The following is a 16,396-nucleotide window of genomic DNA, read 5'->3' as shown; positions in this document are numbered from 1 at the left end:
AACAGTAAATATATTTAAAATCAACAAGACTCATGCCGTCAGCAGTAGGCACAGCAAAGAAGAGAAAAGAAATTAATTTATTACATTACTATCTGTAGTAAACAACTTGGACTTTACAACGACACCATGAAGGATAAAGCAAACTAGAGAAACGCATTACAAGGAAGCAGCATTTTAGTCCATATGTTGTAAACTAATAATAAAATAACTACCTGTAGATATAGCTTTACTACATCTGTTGTAAACTCATTTTATATCTAAAAATCATATATAAGTTCAATCCGTCTTTGGAAATCAATCAAATTGGCTACTGAGTGGTTTATTGTCACATATGTAGTAAACAACACATATTTTTTGTTCAATCGTAAATCAAGCATTTTTCTACATATGTTGTAAACCGTCTTATAACCTCCTTTCTCGCCACGACTGTCCCATTTTTACCCTTATAAATCTGTTGCTTAGAAAATATAGTTGTAATTTATTGTGTGGGATGGTTGTGATTATGTTTGGTTTTGTATCAATTTGTTTGCGTGTTTACGGTATTTGTTGTAAACACATACCATCGGGTGTAACATGCTCAAAAAACACACCATCGAGTGTAGGGTGTGTTTCAAGGAGAAAGACATTCGTTTCGTTTGAAAAAAAATTTCAAATAAGGATAAAAGGAATGATTGAGAAGAGTAAACATTATTATCGTACAATGTTAGAAAGCCAGAAGTGCTTTTTAATGGCATGCTATAAACTTGTCACTGCTCACCCTTTATCTTGTCGTTCAGCATTTAATATGAATGATGATGTTTTACAGTTTATATCTTCTATTGGCGAATCAGAATTTTCAGATTTATGTGACAATTTAAATTACTGGATTTTGTCTCCCATATCTCGACCATCAGAGTCATGGTCCGATCCCGATGAATGTTTTTTTATTAAGTGGATTGATTCGTTAGAATCATCTTGCAAGTTTTTAAATGATGTTGAATCTGAAAATTTGAAAAACTGTTTAGAGTCGGAACAGGAACCACTTTTAAGGAATGTTTTAAATGCTCAATCGGCACTTTTATTTTGCGTTGGGGATTTAACTTTATCAGATGCTGGGTTCGCTTCGCTGGTGTTAGGTATAAATAAAAAACATCTTAATCGACTAAAGGACAATTGGTTTAATCCAAATAAGTTTGTTTCAATTTCTGAGCTACCCCCTATATTCAGAATAAACCCAAACTTAAAATTTAATGAACTTAGAACTTTTCACAATAAAGCAAATGACCTGGTTATTGAAAATGCATTATTTTCATTTATGCCAATATAGAGTGAAGGAATACTTTTATGAACTTTGAAATTGACTCATCAATAAATACAGAGCCAAACCTAGCTAAGAACATTCTTGCTTTAAAATTGCATTCTCTTGGTATGAATCCAAAGTGCATTAATGAGCATCTTTTTGGAACGCTAAAATTTATTAGAAAGGTAAGATATACGGATGAGTCATTATCTTTCTCAAGAGGGTCAAATGTTTCTTGGACCCACTCTAAAGAAGGGTTTAAATATTCAAATATTTTATTTAAAATGTATACAGCAGTTTCTGGCGATCTAAATTTAAGAAGAGAACCTAATGTTCATGATATTGCATCAACATGGATGATGGCTATTACTCTTTACCCTGAATTAATTACCCAAAAAATTTGTGATATAAGCCGATTTTCATACTTAATAAGAAGAGTGATTGATCATACTATAGTTATTGATAAATGTGAGTGTGCTGATTGCAATAATGGTTTTATTAGGGACTTTAATGTTATCAGAAATGAATGCTGGCATTGTGAGATGAAAAAGGAATTTGAATCTGAGAATGATTTTGATCTACGTGTTAAAGACAATGAATTATCTTTATCAGAGGAAGAACTATCAAGTGAATCTTATTCCGATAAATTGATTGAATCTGAAGTGGATTGCAATCAAGTTATTCAAGATGAAATTAAATCAACTAATTCTAATCCATATTTTCGATTGGTTTTCGATGCTAACGAGTCTATTGCGAAACAACACCTTCCTAGATCAATTTCACATCAAAATGATAAAATGGCTATGTAAAATTATCATCTAGGCTAGATGGTTATATCTAGCCTTTTGGCCATCTAAATTAATCCTTGTACATCCATTTATTCAACTTATAAATTTTAAAAATCCATTTATAATTTTTCTATCAATTAAACCATATGTTTTTAAGCTTACCTTTAACATTGTCTACTGCACAAAGACATTTCATCTCTGTAACTGTTTATTTTGATCAGCTCTCTCATCCGACAATTTAGCGTGTCCAAAATCGCAACGCTATTTTAAGTTTTTTGGTTTTGCTGGTTTTAAACTATGAGCATTATTTGGGAGATGTGTATGCGCAATACGTTTTTTACTACCTTCATAACAATAACCTTATTACTGTCAACTTCAGCTTGGTGCAACGATGACTCGTTTTACAAAACACGAGAAAAAGGTTGGTTTTGGCATGAGACCGAACCTGAAGAAGATGAAGAGCAAGAACTGGATACTGTGGTTAGCAATCAACCAGTGGTTAGTGAACAATCCGAACAGCCAGAAGAAATGATTGAAATTAATGCTGAATGGTTAAAGGAGAACATACCTGTTTTGCAAATGAAGGCTATTAACAATCCTAGCCCTGAAAATCTTGGTGCCTTCTATTCTGCTCAACGAGTAATGCTTGATATGTCGTCGAATTTTGCCGCTAAAACTCAGGACTATTTTCGTAAAGAAGGTAACTTTTTATCTGAAGATCATCGTCGTCCAACTGAAAGTTTTATGCTCAATAAATTTAAACTTGAAACACATAAACAGACAAAACCTGTTCTTCAAAAAGTCAGCAGTTATGGTGGCTTATGGTTTTTCTATTCTAGCCAATGCCCATATTGCTTGAAGCAACTACCTGTTATGCGCTCCTTAGAGATTTCGGGAATGGATGTTCTGTATGTGTCGCTTGATGGCGGCATTATCCCAGGCATACCAGAAGATAAAGTTGTTTATGATTATAACGGTAAGGTTGCACAAGATTTTAATATCCAAGTTACTCCAACAACCTACCTAGTCTCAAAAGATGCTCAACATTTCAAATTACTTAACCAAGGTTCTGTATCACTACCCAAAATGCAACTGAGTATTTTTCAAAATGCTTATGCAATGGATTGGATTAACGAGCTGGAATACCAATCAGTCAAAGCTATTAAAGGCACCAACACATTAGCCAATGGCAATATAGCAGTGAAAGCATCTGAAATTGATGATCCTGCTGTTTTGCAGCGACTACTTGAACAAAAAATTGATTTATCAAGCTCACCAATTGGCACGCCATTTAAAGGAATAAAACGATGATGAAAAAAACAAAAATTGCCAGTTTGATTGTTCTATTAATGACTTCATCGTCAGCGCATTCGAGCATGGAAAATATCTTTAATGATATGTATAACGCTACGCCACCAAATTTTTCCCAACAAGGAAGTGGACGATATGGCGTCTCGTTTGGATCTTTTAGCTATCGGCCAAATGTGACACCTGACACTAATATAATCGCAGCCAGATTACCAAATTTCCAAGTTGACAAATGTGGCTCTATGGACGCTTTTGCCGGCAGTTTTAGCTTCATAAGTGGTGACGAACTTGCTCAAGTTGCAAGAGGTGTTATGCAAGGCGCTGCGACATACGCTTTTGATTTAGCGTTGAATGCAATTTCTCCAAGCGCAGGCCAAATTAAAGAAAATATAATGAAAGTGATTCAATCGATGAATCAATTCACTCGCAATAGTTGTGAGATGGGTGCGAACCTTGCTAAGCAATTAGCGGGTAATCCAGACACAACAGGCGCTCTACAATCAGAAAGTTTAAATACTGCACTTGGCATGATCAGTAAGAATCTTGGCAATTATGCTGATGATGTAGATACCTTTTATAAGTCTGTTGCTGGTATTTCCGAAAAAGCTTTGGCTGTGAATATTGACCCGAGTTCAAACGCAACAATGAAGGCGATAGCACAAGCTAACGCTAAGGGTAAATTTTTTGAATCATTTTTATCTTTGCGCCCTGGTGAGTTAGCACAAACTCTGGTTGGCTCCCACCTGACAAATGTTACTAATGGCACCTGCCCACAACCTGAAAGAGACGGTGAAAAAACGTGTTTGACTCCTTTGCGGCCTAAAGGCGCATTAGCTTATATAAATTTGTTTCTCGATCTCGAAAACATCCATAGCACGCAAGATTTTAGTTTCAAATATTATAAGTGTGATGGAAGCCCCGGATGTACTTCAACCACTGAAACGCAAGTCTCAGTTCCTCGCTTACTGCCTAAATTACGCGCTGACATTACCGAACTATGGGATACGATTGTTAAAGGCAATGTGGAATTAACTCAAAATCAAAAATTATTAAGCTATTTTATGGGTAACGATATGACTATCACCATGAAAAAGTTGGGATATTCCTCGAATACGCGTGATCAATATGTAAAGTTAAAATCGCTCATGATGACTCGCGTTATGATGGATTATCTCGAAGATGACTTTGTAACACAGACTCGAAATTCTCTTACAGCTTTGAGATCTGCCAACCAGTTAAGTGAAATTCCTGAGCTTGGTATCAATGAAGTGCTTAAAAACGTAGATGACTTTCACAAGCATTATGAAAACTTAGTATCGACTCAGTTAACTAAAGAATTAGATAACATTCATAAAGAGTTTTCACAATTTTTATTAATGAAAGATCTATCGAGTGAGGGATAACAAATGACGGGTTTTGAAGTTTACTCAATGGGTAACCCTGAATTTCTAATCGAAATATTCAAAGGTTTATCTCGAATGTGGTCTACAAATGACATTTTTGTGTTGTTTGGTATCGCCTTACTTTTAGGATTAATGGCTGGAATGTTTAAATGGGCTATTGATCAAGATAAATCCCCATTTCCAGCAAAAGGATTTATCATTTCTATCCTTGTCGTTGTAGGTTTACTTGGTCCTCAATCCTTAGTTGACGTTACTGTTATTTCTAAACGCGATAATACCTATCAAAACATTAGCAATGTTCCATTATTGCCTGCTCTAAGTGGATGGATGATCACTGGTACTATTACTGTTGTAGCAGATCAGTTCGCTCAAGCATTTTCTGTAGTAGGTGTTGCTAATACATGGACTGCATTTTCTCCAATTCAGCATTTTGTAGGGTTGGGTAGCGTTAATTATCAACCTGCCTGTGTACCCATCGAAGGTAGCGAAAAAACATATAATATTTGTAAAACACTCAGCAGATATCTGAATGATTGCTATGTTTCCTCAACACTACTTTCTCCTAATAAAAATGAACCACTGGATGTTTTAGCAAAAGCTTCACCCAAGGAACTAATAGCATCGATAGCAACATCAAATAAAGCCCTCGATTCTACTTATTTTTTAAGCACGAATCCTGCGGCGTCAGACGGTATTATGGCCTCGTGTATTGAAGTGCATACCCAACTGACAAATGCGGTCAATTCTGCACATTTTAATTTAGCTCTTGATAAGTCATCAGCTAGTCAAGGACTGAAATTATCTGAGGTGGATAAATTTATTGCACAACAAACTCCAAATGGCACGATACCTGAAGCAGAATCATCATTAGACTTAGCGAAAGTGATGTTTTTGCAAAGTGAATTTGCGAATTATTTCAATAATTCACCTTATGGCAATCAAGTGGCAAAAGGCATGTTTGATACCGTTAATCAGCGCCATCTAGCTAATGCTCAGAAAAAAGAATATTGGATGGAAAATGCCGAAATCATGCAATCATTTTTTGAGGCATTATGTGTATTTATTACTCCTTTTATTGGTGTCACGCTGGCATTTTCTGGACAAGGGTTATTGGCGGTTGGTCAATATTTCATGGTGTGGGTTTTTGTTAACCTTTGGGCAGTGATGCTCGTTCTTGTTAATGGCTTTATGGCTATGGCCATGACTGGTCGATTTACAGAAAACGTTGCAGCTGGAACAAGTCAGTTTAGTTTGACATCAATAGACTCGCAGTTCACTACCGCAAATTCCTATATTTCTATGGGCGGTATGCTTTATACCTTTATTCCTGCTATTTGCATTTTTGTTATGTATAAGGGTGTTCACGCGATGCAGGGTTTAGCCTCAAAATCTATGGCAGATCCAAGTATCAAGGCAGAGCGTTTTGCACCAGATACAGGCGCTACAGTTACTAATGGCCAAACAGCATACGGCAACCAAAACAGTATTTATCAAAATAATACTGGTGAATGGAATAGAGGTGATACCTTAGCTAAAACCTCCGCAACCGATTATTCTGTTGGTTCATCTACAGCTAACAGCGCGGGCATGGCAGCGCAATCACTGAGTACCAGTGCAGAACAAGTTGCCAATAGCCGAAAATCTGCAGTTAATGAGATGTTTAGCCAAGGTAATGTTGGTTCTTACGACTATAAAAATGGCGAGAGTAATCAATATACTGTTGGCTCAAAAGAGGCTGCGGTTGAGGCCGCTGCTCAAGCCATTCAAGAAGCCACTGGTATGGATATTTCACAAGCTCGAAAAGTCGCAGCTTCGGGTACTGTTTCTGGAGAAATGGGCGGCGCTCTATCATTTGGTTACTCAAATAGTAATTCAGATGACTCAGATGGCTCAAATGTTAAATCAAGTGGATTAAATGCTGGATTTAAGCTAGGTGCCAAAGCCCAAGCTGCACTGGGCATTGATGAAAGCGCTTCGGCATCCGAAAAGAAATCACTCCAAGAATCCATGGATCTAGCTCAACGACATTCAAAAGAAATTAATGCTTCTCTTGCTAATACCAAACTAGCTTCAGAAGGGTGGTCCGATACAACGTCAGCAGCATTTCAAAAAAGTGCAACAGAAGGTGCTGAACTTGCAAGGCAAGAACAAGCGCTTAAGCAGCAAAGTGCCTCTTTATCTGCTATGCAATCACGTTCTAGCCAAGTGTCAGCTTCGACGCAAATTGGTATGTCACAACTTCACTCAGCATTGGGTAATCAATCAATTCAGGATTTTTTAAAATCGTCTGACCCTGGATTGTGGGATAAGTTGCAATCTCAGCAGTATCAGTTAAATGACGGGAAAAAAGGTGGTATTGATGATTATCTGAATGAGAAAACTAGCGACCATCTTCTTTCGTCTAATAACACTTCTGTTGATGGCTATGCTATGGCCAAGGGTAAGGCTTTGATGAATTTATTGGATCAGCACGATGCAATAGATTTAAAAGCTGGTAACGGCGGCGTTGATTTTGATAAAGAACGTTCCGACAACCAGATTAGCCAAGGAATTTTCCAAGCCATGAAAGATAATGGCATTACTGGTGGTGCAGAAGGGGTTGATTTTTACAAACAACGTGGCGAACAATTAGATCAAATGCAGAATGCAAGTCAAAATATCAATAAAGTATTTGATGATTCAGCTAAACGTCTAGCCCAACCTAACGCTGAAGAACTTGCAACTAAATCTCAGAAAATTGAATCTGATTCTAACCAATTTCGTGATGATGCCACAAAAAATACGAAAAATGGAATGGAAGACGTTGCTAGAAACAATACCGATATTACTAGCAAGGCGAATGAAGTTGGAATGGTAATTCCGCAGGGTGTTAGTGAAAATGCAGCTGATAAAATTAACGATGCGGGTAGATCTGTTGATGGCAATAGCTTGGCTCAAACACTTCATCAATCTGATAATTCTATTTTAAAACCAGCTGCCGATTACTTCTTAAAAGGTAGCGGTGGTGAGGCTATGGGCGAATACATTATTAACTCTGTTAATAGTGGGAACGCCAGTAATGTCGATTCTGTGCAAGATAATTATGCTAAAGGTATGGAGAAACTAAATGATATTGGTGCCATCAACACTAAAGTTCTGGATCAGGGATTAAGAACTGATGGCCCAACACAGGAAAGATTTGATGCTGCACTAGCAGTGATTTCAGATCAGAAGTTTGTCGATGGTTTGTTTACTCCAGAGGGTAACCCTACACCAGTGGCAAGCCAATCCTTTACTGATGAGCAATTAAGTCAAATCAAAGCTGGTAACGACTGGTATAAGAGCTATCTAAACGGGAATACTAAATCTGACCAAATTGAACAATCTCTATCACGTATTGAAGCAGGTCAGAATAATAATGGAAATATTGCATCTGCTTATGTTGATGCACAAGAAAATCGAGGAAAAGTTGCTTCTACAGTTGATACAAACTCGCCTGCAGATAAAACAGCAACAGCTTTAGGTATGATCTTAGATGGTAAATCTGCTTTAGCTGTAGATCAAGAGTTAGGTATAACGGGCTCAGGTGAAAGTTTCGGCCGCACTTATTATGACAAAGGTAGATTTAGTGATAGAGCTGAGCATGGCGCAGATCAACAAATCGAATACAACAAACTCAAGGATCTTGGCGGAAAACTTGAATCCGTTATGTCACCAGAGCAAAAGCAGAATTACGATGATTACTTGAAACACGCTAGAGAAACCTACAAAACTGAAGATTACTCTACTAATAGCAACCAGCAGAATAGTCCATCTGTATCGACTATTTCAATGATTGCAAAGGAAGAGGAAGAAGAAGCAGTAATACCAAACAGTCAAGTAACCAAAGCAGAAGCAGGCTCGGTCAGTGGTAGTGATACCCCTCAAACTGCAACCCCTCAAGCAGCATCGGGTGAAGTGGCCAAAGGTGAAGTGGCTAAAGGCGAAGTTGCCAAGGTCGAAACGGGTAAAGCTGAAGCTGGCTCGGTTAGCGGCAGTGAAACACCTTCAACGGCTAAATCTGAAGCGCATGTTGCCGAAGTAGCTAGTGGTGAAGTGGCTAGTGGTGAAACAGCCAGTGGTGAAACAGCCAAAGCAGAAGCAGGCTCGGTCAGTGGTAGTGATACCCCTCAAACTGCAACCCCTCAAGCAGCATCGGGTGAAGTGGCCAAAGGTGAAGTAGCTAAAGGCGATGTGGCTAAAGGCGAAGTTGCCAAGGCCGAAACGGGTAAAGCTGAAGCTGGCTCGGTTAGCGGCAGTGAAACACCTTCAACGGCTAAATCTGAAGCGCATGTTGCCGAAGTAGCTAGTGGTGAAGTGGCTAGTGGTGAAACAGCCAGTGGTGAAACAGCCAAAGCAGAAGCAGGCTCGGTCAGTGGTAGTGATACCCCTCAAACAGCAACCCCTCAAGCAGCATCGGGTGAAGTAGCCAAAGGTGAAGTAGCTAAAGGCGATGTGGCTAAAGGCGATGTGGCTAAAGGCGAAGTTGCCAAGCCCGAAACGGGTAAAGCTGAAGCTGGCTCGGTTAGCGGCAGTGAAACACCTTCAACGGCTAAATCTGAAGCGCATGTTGCCGAAGTAGCTAGTGGTGAAGTGGCTAGTGGTGAAACAGCCAAAGCAGAAGCAGGCTCGGTCAGTGGTAGTGATACCCCTCAAACAGCAACCCCTCAAGCAGCATCGGGTGAAGTAGCCAAAGGTGAAGTAGCTAAAGGCGATGTGGCTAAAGGCGAAGTTGCCAAGCCCGAAACGGGTAAAGCTGAAGCTGGCTCGGTTAGCGGCAGTGATACCCCTCAAACTGCAACCCCTCAAGCAGCATCGGGTGGAGTGGCCAAAGGTGAAGTAGCTAAAGGCGATGTGGCTAAAGGCGATGTGGCTAAAGGCGAAGTTGCCAAGCCCGAAACGGGTAAAGCTGAAGCTGGCTCGGTTAGCGGCAGTGATACCCCTCAAACTGCAACCCCTCAAGCAGCATCGGGTGGAGTGGCCAAGGCTGAGACGGGTAACACAGAAACTGGATCAGTTCGTGGTAGTGAGACACCTTTAACAAATGACGCAGGCCGCAATTCAGTAGGTACAAATAATGCGGGCAGCAATGATGTTGGTGCTAATGGTAAAAATTCTGCAGATTCACGTAACAATATAAGTGATGAACAGAAAGTAACCATTAAAGCCCAAGCGAATGAGAATAATGGTGAGAACACTTTAGCTACAAACGAAAAAGCAAGTGAAATGAATCAACAAAATGAGACCCGGTTAACACCGTCTAACTTTGGATTCGTGGGTGGTAGATAGAGTATCAAATGGAGTACATATTAGCCCTTGCATGTAAAATCTACATCTAAGGGCTAATCTTCACCTACAAATATAAATTTCCAAAAGCTTACATTATGATTAAGGCATTCTGCTAAATAATCATCATAATAAATTTTACGTAAATTAAATGGTACTCGATCTGGTCGAGAATTTTTTTTGCACCATTCACGCCAATCCATTTGAGTTTTAATAGATAGAGATCTAGTGAAAACAAGTAGCTCTTTGAATGAGATGTATTCAGATTTGCTTAGAAAATTACTCCAATTAGAAAAACCTTTAATTTTATTTATCGATATGGGGACGCCTAGCATATTTTCTTTGATTGCTTGTTCCCATTCAGATCTTGTATGTAAGTTTAAATGTTCAGCGAGCGTTTGGAGAGTCTTGATATCTATATCTAACTCTTTGTGTTTAACCCCAGTAAACTCATCCCAACCCTTCCAGTCCTCTTTATAAAACACCAACGGCTGCGATGGTAATTGTGAGCGTAAAGCTTCACAAGAATTTCTAAATTCTTGATATTCAAGTGCGCTGGATACGAAATTTTCCCTAATTAGTGTACGCGCTTCAATGTAAGATAATTTTTTTGTCATATATTGATTATAGCACGAGTTTTTTTAATCTGAGATTGTAAGTCCAGTAGTCCGACTATCGACATATAATGTGTGTAATCGCTTATTTTTACTTTCTTGGACCCAAAAAACATCATTTTCAGAATTAATCTGAAAAAATTTGCTATGAAATGTAAATCCAATGAGTGACCGGCTAATAACTAATTGTTTAGTAGTTGTTCTAATCGTAACCTTTACCATTGTCCCTAGCAATGGCAGTGCACTAATAACTATGTAGGACAAGGGTATTGTGAAAGAGTAAAGTGCGAACGTCGTTATACTGGATAGGATGAATACGCAAAATGGCAACAGTAGCGCAATTAGCGTTGCCTGATATAATGGATTTTTCTTAAATAGGCTATAGGTCATTTATCAAATCGATCCATGAAGTAGGGATCTACTTGAACGCTAAATCGTTCAAGGAGCTTCCCCTGTTTTAAAGGCTTAATTTCAGCTTTAGTTTTTTCTGTTAAGTCGAAATATGAATGTGGGTTAAATCGTTTAAATTGCTCGCGGTAAAGTTGGTGAATGTACTTATCTTGCTCAGTAATTAAAGTTGGAGCGTGACTCACCTCTGTAACCTCGCGAATACGGATATCATTATATTCACGAATAATAATGCCTTTTGGAAATTCATAACCTTGATCGGCCGAAACACCTAAAGACAGGCCAATAGCGAAAACTATAGAAGAAATCATAATTTATCCTTATTTTACATACCAATGCTTTCTATGGATCAGTACCGGCAAATTGATTTTTTTTGGTGCTTTGTAATTATAATTACAAAGCTGCTTTATCTGGTGTGGCATACTAAACATGATCACTGGTAAACTAGCATTCAACCCTAATAATTTAGTGTTTCTTGAATCCGATTCGTTTCGCCCCCAAACATCGATAAATGGTTGTACTCGTGCATATCGAATTTCCACAATACTCGATGATTTAGGCACCCTTGAAATCAACTCTAACTCTTTTTTTTGCCTAATTAGTAACTCTTCATTTGTTAACCCAAAGCAGTCTTTATTACGTAATTTAGCTACGCCATCATTGATAATTTCAGTGGCCGACTCATGCTTTACGTGTTTGACCATCTTCTTTGACAGCCAATAAAAATTCACAGATGCCAGTTCATCTATATCTTGCTCTACGTACCTTATATTTCTTACCGCAGACAATAAAACAAGGTTAGGCAAAATTTTGTGTAAATTTTCGTGCACTGACTGGCGATTCTTGAATCCTCTTTTAACTGAAGCGTAGAACTCCTCTCTAAGAGAACTAACCCTCTCGTTTAACTTACGAAAAGCATCTTTTAAAAGAGGAGGTAACACAACCAATCCAGGATACCGTTTTGCTAGATATGTGTTCTCCTCAAAAGCATTTATCTCTAATTGTGTTATCGCCTGTTTTAAAAATGATTTTGATTGTTGGTCTATACCATCGAAAATATACTTTATTTCAATGCTTTCAGGTTGTTCATCTTCTGCCCCTAAAGGTAAGTTAGGAAGTCTATACATATGAATAAACGATGCATTTTCACAAACAAAGTTAGCCAGCTCATCTAATGCCTTAACTAATCGTTGGTGGTTGATGAGAATGTATGAATTAAGGGTTGCCCGATTGCTCAACTATGTCACCTCATACTGTCAATGTTTGGATTATGAGCTTGATTATCGTACAAGTCAAATTTTAATCATCAGCATCATTCTCGTTGCACTTCTTATTTGCTAATCATCAAAATGAATTTTGTCACAAAATTTATTTATAGTAATAAATTAGCGTTTCGATTTTGAGCACCTTATTTTGACAATTTGTTTAAATTTTCTGAGACAATTTTGCAGTTATGTTATTAATTACCAAGGATAGATAATGAATAAGTTAAAAATTTCTATGATTGCTGCAGTGCTATTTGCTCAAGGTTGTACACAAGGACCCGATATTGGCAAGTTGGATGATACCGCTATGCGAAAACTCGGTGATGAAATCATCGATGTCTATACGCTAAACGAATCCGCAATTAAAGACTGGTTTGACGATAAAGCTGACTTTGAAGCGAAGGTCGAGGCAATACGTGGGATAAATGAATCTGAAGCAAAAATTAGTGCGATCAATAAATTGATTGACGAAATGGACTTGGTACAACTTATTGATGATGTTAAGCCATTCGATTTAGAGGAAAAAAAAGCAAAACTACTCGCTATCTATCAGGCAAGACTTGATGCAGAAAATAAAACATTAACAAAAGTAAAAGCCGAGTTTGATGCTTACCTTCCAATTTATAATGAGTCTAAAAGTGCTTATGAAAAAGGTGAGACCGATAGAGCCGCATTGTCAGCAAAGAAAGAGCAATTAAATAAAGACTTTCAAGATGCCAGAAATGCAGCTATTGAAAGTTTAGCTCAGGTTGGCATCAGGGGCTGATCATACTTGATCGCTTTTTACACGTATCATTTAAAAACAATGAGATAAAAAATAACTTGATTGATCCAACCAGTATGATCAAATAGGCTTCTTTTTCTTTGCCTTTTGACCGATTATGCTAAAACACCTTGATAACATAACTGATTGCCGTTCCCATATAAATCAAGAACATGATGTTATTGACATCTGTTTTCTTGTACTAAGCGCCGTCATCTCTGGTGCTCAAAGCTGGTCTGCTTACCATGAATTCGGCACCTTGAAATTGGAGTGGTTACGAAAATACCGCCCCTTTACCAATGGTATTCCCAGCCAGCAAAGTATTGGTCGTATCTTTAGGGGGGTGTCAAAGCATTCCTTATTAGACGCCTTGTTGAGTTGGGTCAACGAACATCGGCTTAGTACTGGTCTATCATCTATTGCGATTGATGGCAAAGTGCTTAAAGGTGCCAAAGCATCAGCCTCAAGCGCTGCGTTACATATGGTAACCGCATATGATACAGGCTCTGGTTTAGTATTCAGCGCTAAATCAGGAGCAAGCAAAAAGAGTGAACTCAAACTCGTTCAAGAATTGCTGACGTGTCTTGATTTGAAGTCTGAGTTACTGACATTTGATGCGTTACATTGTCAGGTTCAAACAGTTGATTACATAGTAAAAGAAGGCGGGCATTGTATTTTGCAAGTCAAAGGTAATCAGCCAAAGCTGTACGAGGCAGTGCAGGCACAATTTGCTGATTATATTACAAATAACTCTGATGCAGAATGCTTTACGCAAGATGATAAAGGCCATGGTCGAGTTGAAAAACGGATAACGTTTCAGTGCCCACTGAATTTACCCGCTGAAATAAAAATGAAATGGTCTCAACTAAAAACATTAATAGCAGTAGAACGTCATCGAAAAGTGGGTAACAAAACCAGTATAGACACGCACTTTTATGTCAGCAGTGCTGTCCTGACATCAGAAGCCTTTGGCATAGCGATTAGGGCTCATTGGCAAACGGAAAATAATCAGCATTGGCTTTTGGACACATTATTTCAAGAGGATAAGCAAAAAATGTATGATGAGGATGGTGCAAGTATTCTGGCTATTTTAAGGCGTTGGGCATTAAATCTAGTGAAACTACATCCCGCTAAAACAAGCCAAAATCAGAAATTCAATCGAGCCTGTTGGAGTGATGATTTCAGGGAAGAGATTATTTTTGGCACTGGTCAAAAAGTGTAATCAGCCCCTGTGGATTGACGGGGGCGGTGAGTTCACTGAAATAGGTTGTGAAGGCTTCAAGGTACATAATTTACTCCCCTAAAAGAGAGTATAAAATCACAGCTAAGCAATGGCGTCAAATAGATTACTCGTCAAACATTGGCTGTTCAAAAAATGTTCACAACCTCGATCAGGGTTTAGATGATCTTAAATATGATAAATATATATTTTAGTTGGCTTAAAATATCGAAATGCATATTTTTTGAAAATTAATCACTTATTTTTGAGATGATCATTGCCAAAGCACTTTGTAAATCTGTTTGTGAGCATTGGTTATATTGACGCTTTTGTAAGTTCATAGTGTTTGTTAACTCAAAATGATGTGTCGCTTTAATATTGTGTTGATTTAAGCATGATGCGGAACAACTTAATGGGCAGCCATCAATTGCAATAATAGGCCTGCCTGATTTAGCCAATTTAACCAAAGGCCGTACATTTCCTCCCACACCGGAAATACAAGACATTTCTGCAATCCCCAAAGCATTAAGTTCGATGGCCAAACTATTAGCTAACTGCGCAACATTTGAGCTGCCCGAACATGAATAAACTAAGGGTAAATCACCATTATTAATTATCTGATTCATAAATTATCATCCTCTAGGAAATTATATTTTTTTGCTTCTACAATTCTTTTTTGATGTTCTTCTGCTTGAATCGCCAAATACATTGCCATCATGCACAGCGCTAAAACACCATACAACACCATAAAACTTGCACTATAAATACCAATAACATCTACGGATATGCCAAAGAGAATAGGTAAAGTACAACCACCCAAAGCACCAATAGCAGCTACAACACCACCGACAGCGCTGGTATTATTGGGATATTGATCATAAATAACTTTAAATACACTGGCTCGCCCAAACCCTTGTGCAATACCTATAATGAAAAGCAGGGTCGAAAACAGCCAAACATTGATTGAAATCGTTAAATTAACGTCTTGATGAACACCATGTATTGTCATGGTTGTTGGAGGATAGCTTAGAAAGAACAAGCAAACCAAGCAGACCCAGAACACGCTCCAATTAACAGTTCTTCCGCCATATTTATCTGCAAACCAGCCACCGAGAGCTCTAACTACTGATGATGTAGCTACAAAAAATAATGTAAAGGCCATTGCTTGCATAATATTTAATTGGTAGGCATGCATGTAGTAATTGGGCAGCCACATCAATAATGCTAGAAAAGAACCAAACACAAAGTAATAATACAGACCCAATGCCCATACATGGAGGTTTTTAAAGGCTTTAAAAATATTATGACAATTCTGAACAATGTGAATAGGATGTTTTGTTACCACTGGTGTGGGTGCTAACCAATAAAACAACCCAGAAATAATGACCAATCCAATAGCGTATACTGGCCCCAAATATGACCATCCCCAAAGTTCAATTATGGTTGGGGCAAACACTAGGTTAATTGCAGCGCCAGCATTGCCTACACCGAATATTCCCATTATCGTACCTTGGTTTTTTCTAGGGAAGAAATCGTTAATATAGTTGATTCCAAAAGTGAAGGAACTACCACTAAGTCCGATACAAAGACCGACGAAAAGTAAACTGTGATACTGTTCGGCTAAAGGCAATAATAATAATGGGGGATACACAGCAACATTTGAATAATAAATAACTTTTTAGGGTTGAATTGACAGACTAAAAGACCTGCCGGTATACGGCTTAGTGCGCCAGTTAACATGGGGGATGCTAGTAAAACTCCCAGTTGAGTATGTGAAAAACCGAGTTGGTCAGCAAAAGGAATCACTGCTGCTGCATATAATGTCCACACTGAAAAATTGGCAGCAAATGCTAATGTTGCGAACAGTAACGCCTTCCAAGCTTTAGGGTGTTGGTATGCCACGACTCTCTCGATTTCCGATAACTGTTATTGTGAGTTTAACTAAGTTATTGGTTGTTTGATCATACTACCCTTTAATATCCACAATTGTATTTGTAACGTGTTTTCACTATCTACTAGTGGGTATGCGCTTCTTTAGATTGTTG

Annotated in this window: 13 protein-coding genes; 7 read left to right on the top strand and 6 right to left on the bottom strand. The window is 38.3% G+C overall.

Annotation, left to right across the window (positions count from 1 at the left end; translation table 11 throughout):
- Nucleotides 1-667 precede the first annotated feature (667 nt).
- From HBH39_RS18335 to HBH39_RS18315, 5 genes are all read left to right on the top strand, one after another.
- Nucleotides 668-1,306, top strand: a complete 639-nt coding sequence (locus HBH39_RS18335) for a hypothetical protein (RefSeq protein ID WP_167680262.1) — start codon at nt 668-670, stop codon at nt 1,304-1,306.
- A gap of 17 nt (nt 1,307-1,323) precedes the next feature.
- Nucleotides 1,324-2,088 (top strand): hypothetical protein, encoded by a 765-nt coding sequence (locus HBH39_RS18330; protein WP_167680261.1) that lies wholly within the window; start codon nt 1,324-1,326, stop codon nt 2,086-2,088.
- Between the two features lie 300 nt (nt 2,089-2,388).
- Nucleotides 2,389-3,378, top strand: a complete 990-nt coding sequence (traF, locus tag HBH39_RS18325) for a conjugal transfer protein TraF (protein WP_167680260.1) — start codon at nt 2,389-2,391, stop codon at nt 3,376-3,378.
- Nucleotides 3,375-4,778 (top strand): conjugal transfer protein TraH, encoded by a 1,404-nt coding sequence (locus HBH39_RS18320; protein WP_167680259.1) that lies wholly within the window; start codon nt 3,375-3,377, stop codon nt 4,776-4,778. Before traF ends, HBH39_RS18320 begins: the two co-directional genes overlap by 4 nt.
- Before the next feature lie 3 nt (nt 4,779-4,781).
- Nucleotides 4,782-10,085 (top strand): conjugal transfer protein TraG N-terminal domain-containing protein, encoded by a 5,304-nt coding sequence (locus HBH39_RS18315; RefSeq protein WP_167680258.1) that lies wholly within the window; start codon nt 4,782-4,784, stop codon nt 10,083-10,085.
- Nucleotides 10,086-10,138: 53 nt separating this feature from the next.
- Here HBH39_RS18315 and HBH39_RS18310 read toward each other — a convergent pair whose 3' ends face one another.
- The 3 genes from HBH39_RS18310 to HBH39_RS18300 all read right to left on the bottom strand — a co-directional run bounded on the left by HBH39_RS18310 (nt 10,139) and on the right by HBH39_RS18300 (nt 12,342).
- The gene (locus HBH39_RS18310; RefSeq protein WP_167680257.1) at nt 10,139-10,699 is read right to left on the bottom strand and encodes a hypothetical protein; all 561 of its coding nucleotides are present in this window, start codon (nt 10,697-10,699) and stop codon (nt 10,139-10,141) included.
- Between the two features lie 383 nt (nt 10,700-11,082).
- Entirely contained in the window at nt 11,083-11,415 is a 333-nt protein-coding gene (locus HBH39_RS18305) for a hypothetical protein (RefSeq protein ID WP_167680256.1), read from the bottom strand.
- 9 nt (nt 11,416-11,424) lie between these two features.
- Nucleotides 11,425-12,342: a DNA replication terminus site-binding protein gene (locus tag HBH39_RS18300; protein WP_167680255.1), complete on the bottom strand. Its 918-nt coding sequence runs from the start codon at nt 12,340-12,342 to the stop codon at nt 11,425-11,427.
- Between the two features lie 241 nt (nt 12,343-12,583).
- Here HBH39_RS18300 and HBH39_RS18295 point away from each other — a divergent pair, with 241 nt between their 5' ends.
- Nucleotides 12,584-13,135, top strand: coding sequence for a hypothetical protein (locus tag HBH39_RS18295; protein WP_167680254.1), 552 nt, complete (start codon nt 12,584-12,586; stop codon nt 13,133-13,135).
- 115 nt (nt 13,136-13,250) lie between these two features.
- Complete coding sequence (locus HBH39_RS18290) at nt 13,251-14,354, top strand: ISAs1 family transposase (RefSeq protein ID WP_167680253.1); 1,104 nt, start codon at nt 13,251-13,253, stop codon at nt 14,352-14,354.
- 248 nt (nt 14,355-14,602) lie between these two features.
- Here HBH39_RS18290 and HBH39_RS18285 read toward each other — a convergent pair whose 3' ends face one another.
- The 3 genes from HBH39_RS18285 to HBH39_RS20065 are packed head-to-tail and all read right to left on the bottom strand — an operon-like array spanning nt 14,603 to nt 16,253.
- Nucleotides 14,603-14,977 carry a putative zinc-binding protein gene (locus HBH39_RS18285; RefSeq protein ID WP_167680252.1) on the bottom strand — a complete coding sequence of 125 codons (375 nt, stop codon included), beginning with the start codon at nt 14,975-14,977 and terminating at the stop codon, nt 14,603-14,605.
- Complete coding sequence (locus HBH39_RS18280) at nt 14,974-16,002, bottom strand: MFS transporter (protein WP_348273006.1); 1,029 nt, start codon at nt 16,000-16,002, stop codon at nt 14,974-14,976. The genes HBH39_RS18285 and HBH39_RS18280 overlap by 4 nt, the downstream gene beginning before the upstream one ends.
- Nucleotides 15,972-16,253 (bottom strand): hypothetical protein, encoded by a 282-nt coding sequence (locus tag HBH39_RS20065; RefSeq protein ID WP_348273005.1) that lies wholly within the window; start codon nt 16,251-16,253, stop codon nt 15,972-15,974. The genes HBH39_RS18280 and HBH39_RS20065 overlap by 31 nt, the downstream gene beginning before the upstream one ends.
- Nucleotides 16,254-16,396 lie beyond the last annotated feature (143 nt).

Origin of the sequence: Shewanella aestuarii (assembly GCF_011765625.1) — a bacterium.
GTDB lineage: Bacteria > Pseudomonadota > Gammaproteobacteria > Enterobacterales > Shewanellaceae > Shewanella > Shewanella aestuarii_A.
This window is presented reverse-complemented; position numbering and strand designations above follow the sequence as displayed.

Bases quoted from the DNA above. Each gene is read 5' to 3' on its own strand.
- HBH39_RS18290 (WP_167680253.1), top strand. From the start codon at position 13,251: ATGCTAAAACACCTTGATAACATAACTGATTGCCGTTCCCATATAAAT.
- HBH39_RS18320 (WP_167680259.1), top strand. From the start codon at position 3,375: ATGATGAAAAAAACAAAAATTGCCAGTTTGATTGTTCTATTAATGACT.
- HBH39_RS18305 (WP_167680256.1), bottom strand. From the start codon at position 11,415: ATGATTTCTTCTATAGTTTTCGCTATTGGCCTGTCTTTAGGTGTTTCG.
- HBH39_RS18330 (WP_167680261.1), top strand. From the start codon at position 1,324: ATGAACTTTGAAATTGACTCATCAATAAATACAGAGCCAAACCTAGCT.
- HBH39_RS18285 (WP_167680252.1), bottom strand. From the start codon at position 14,977: ATGAATCAGATAATTAATAATGGTGATTTACCCTTAGTTTATTCATGT.
- HBH39_RS18335 (WP_167680262.1), top strand. From the start codon at position 668: ATGATTGAGAAGAGTAAACATTATTATCGTACAATGTTAGAAAGCCAG.
- HBH39_RS18310 (WP_167680257.1), bottom strand. From the start codon at position 10,699: ATGACAAAAAAATTATCTTACATTGAAGCGCGTACACTAATTAGGGAA.
- HBH39_RS18295 (WP_167680254.1), top strand. From the start codon at position 12,584: ATGAATAAGTTAAAAATTTCTATGATTGCTGCAGTGCTATTTGCTCAA.
- traF (WP_167680260.1), top strand. From the start codon at position 2,389: ATGCGCAATACGTTTTTTACTACCTTCATAACAATAACCTTATTACTG.
- HBH39_RS18315 (WP_167680258.1), top strand. From the start codon at position 4,782: ATGACGGGTTTTGAAGTTTACTCAATGGGTAACCCTGAATTTCTAATC.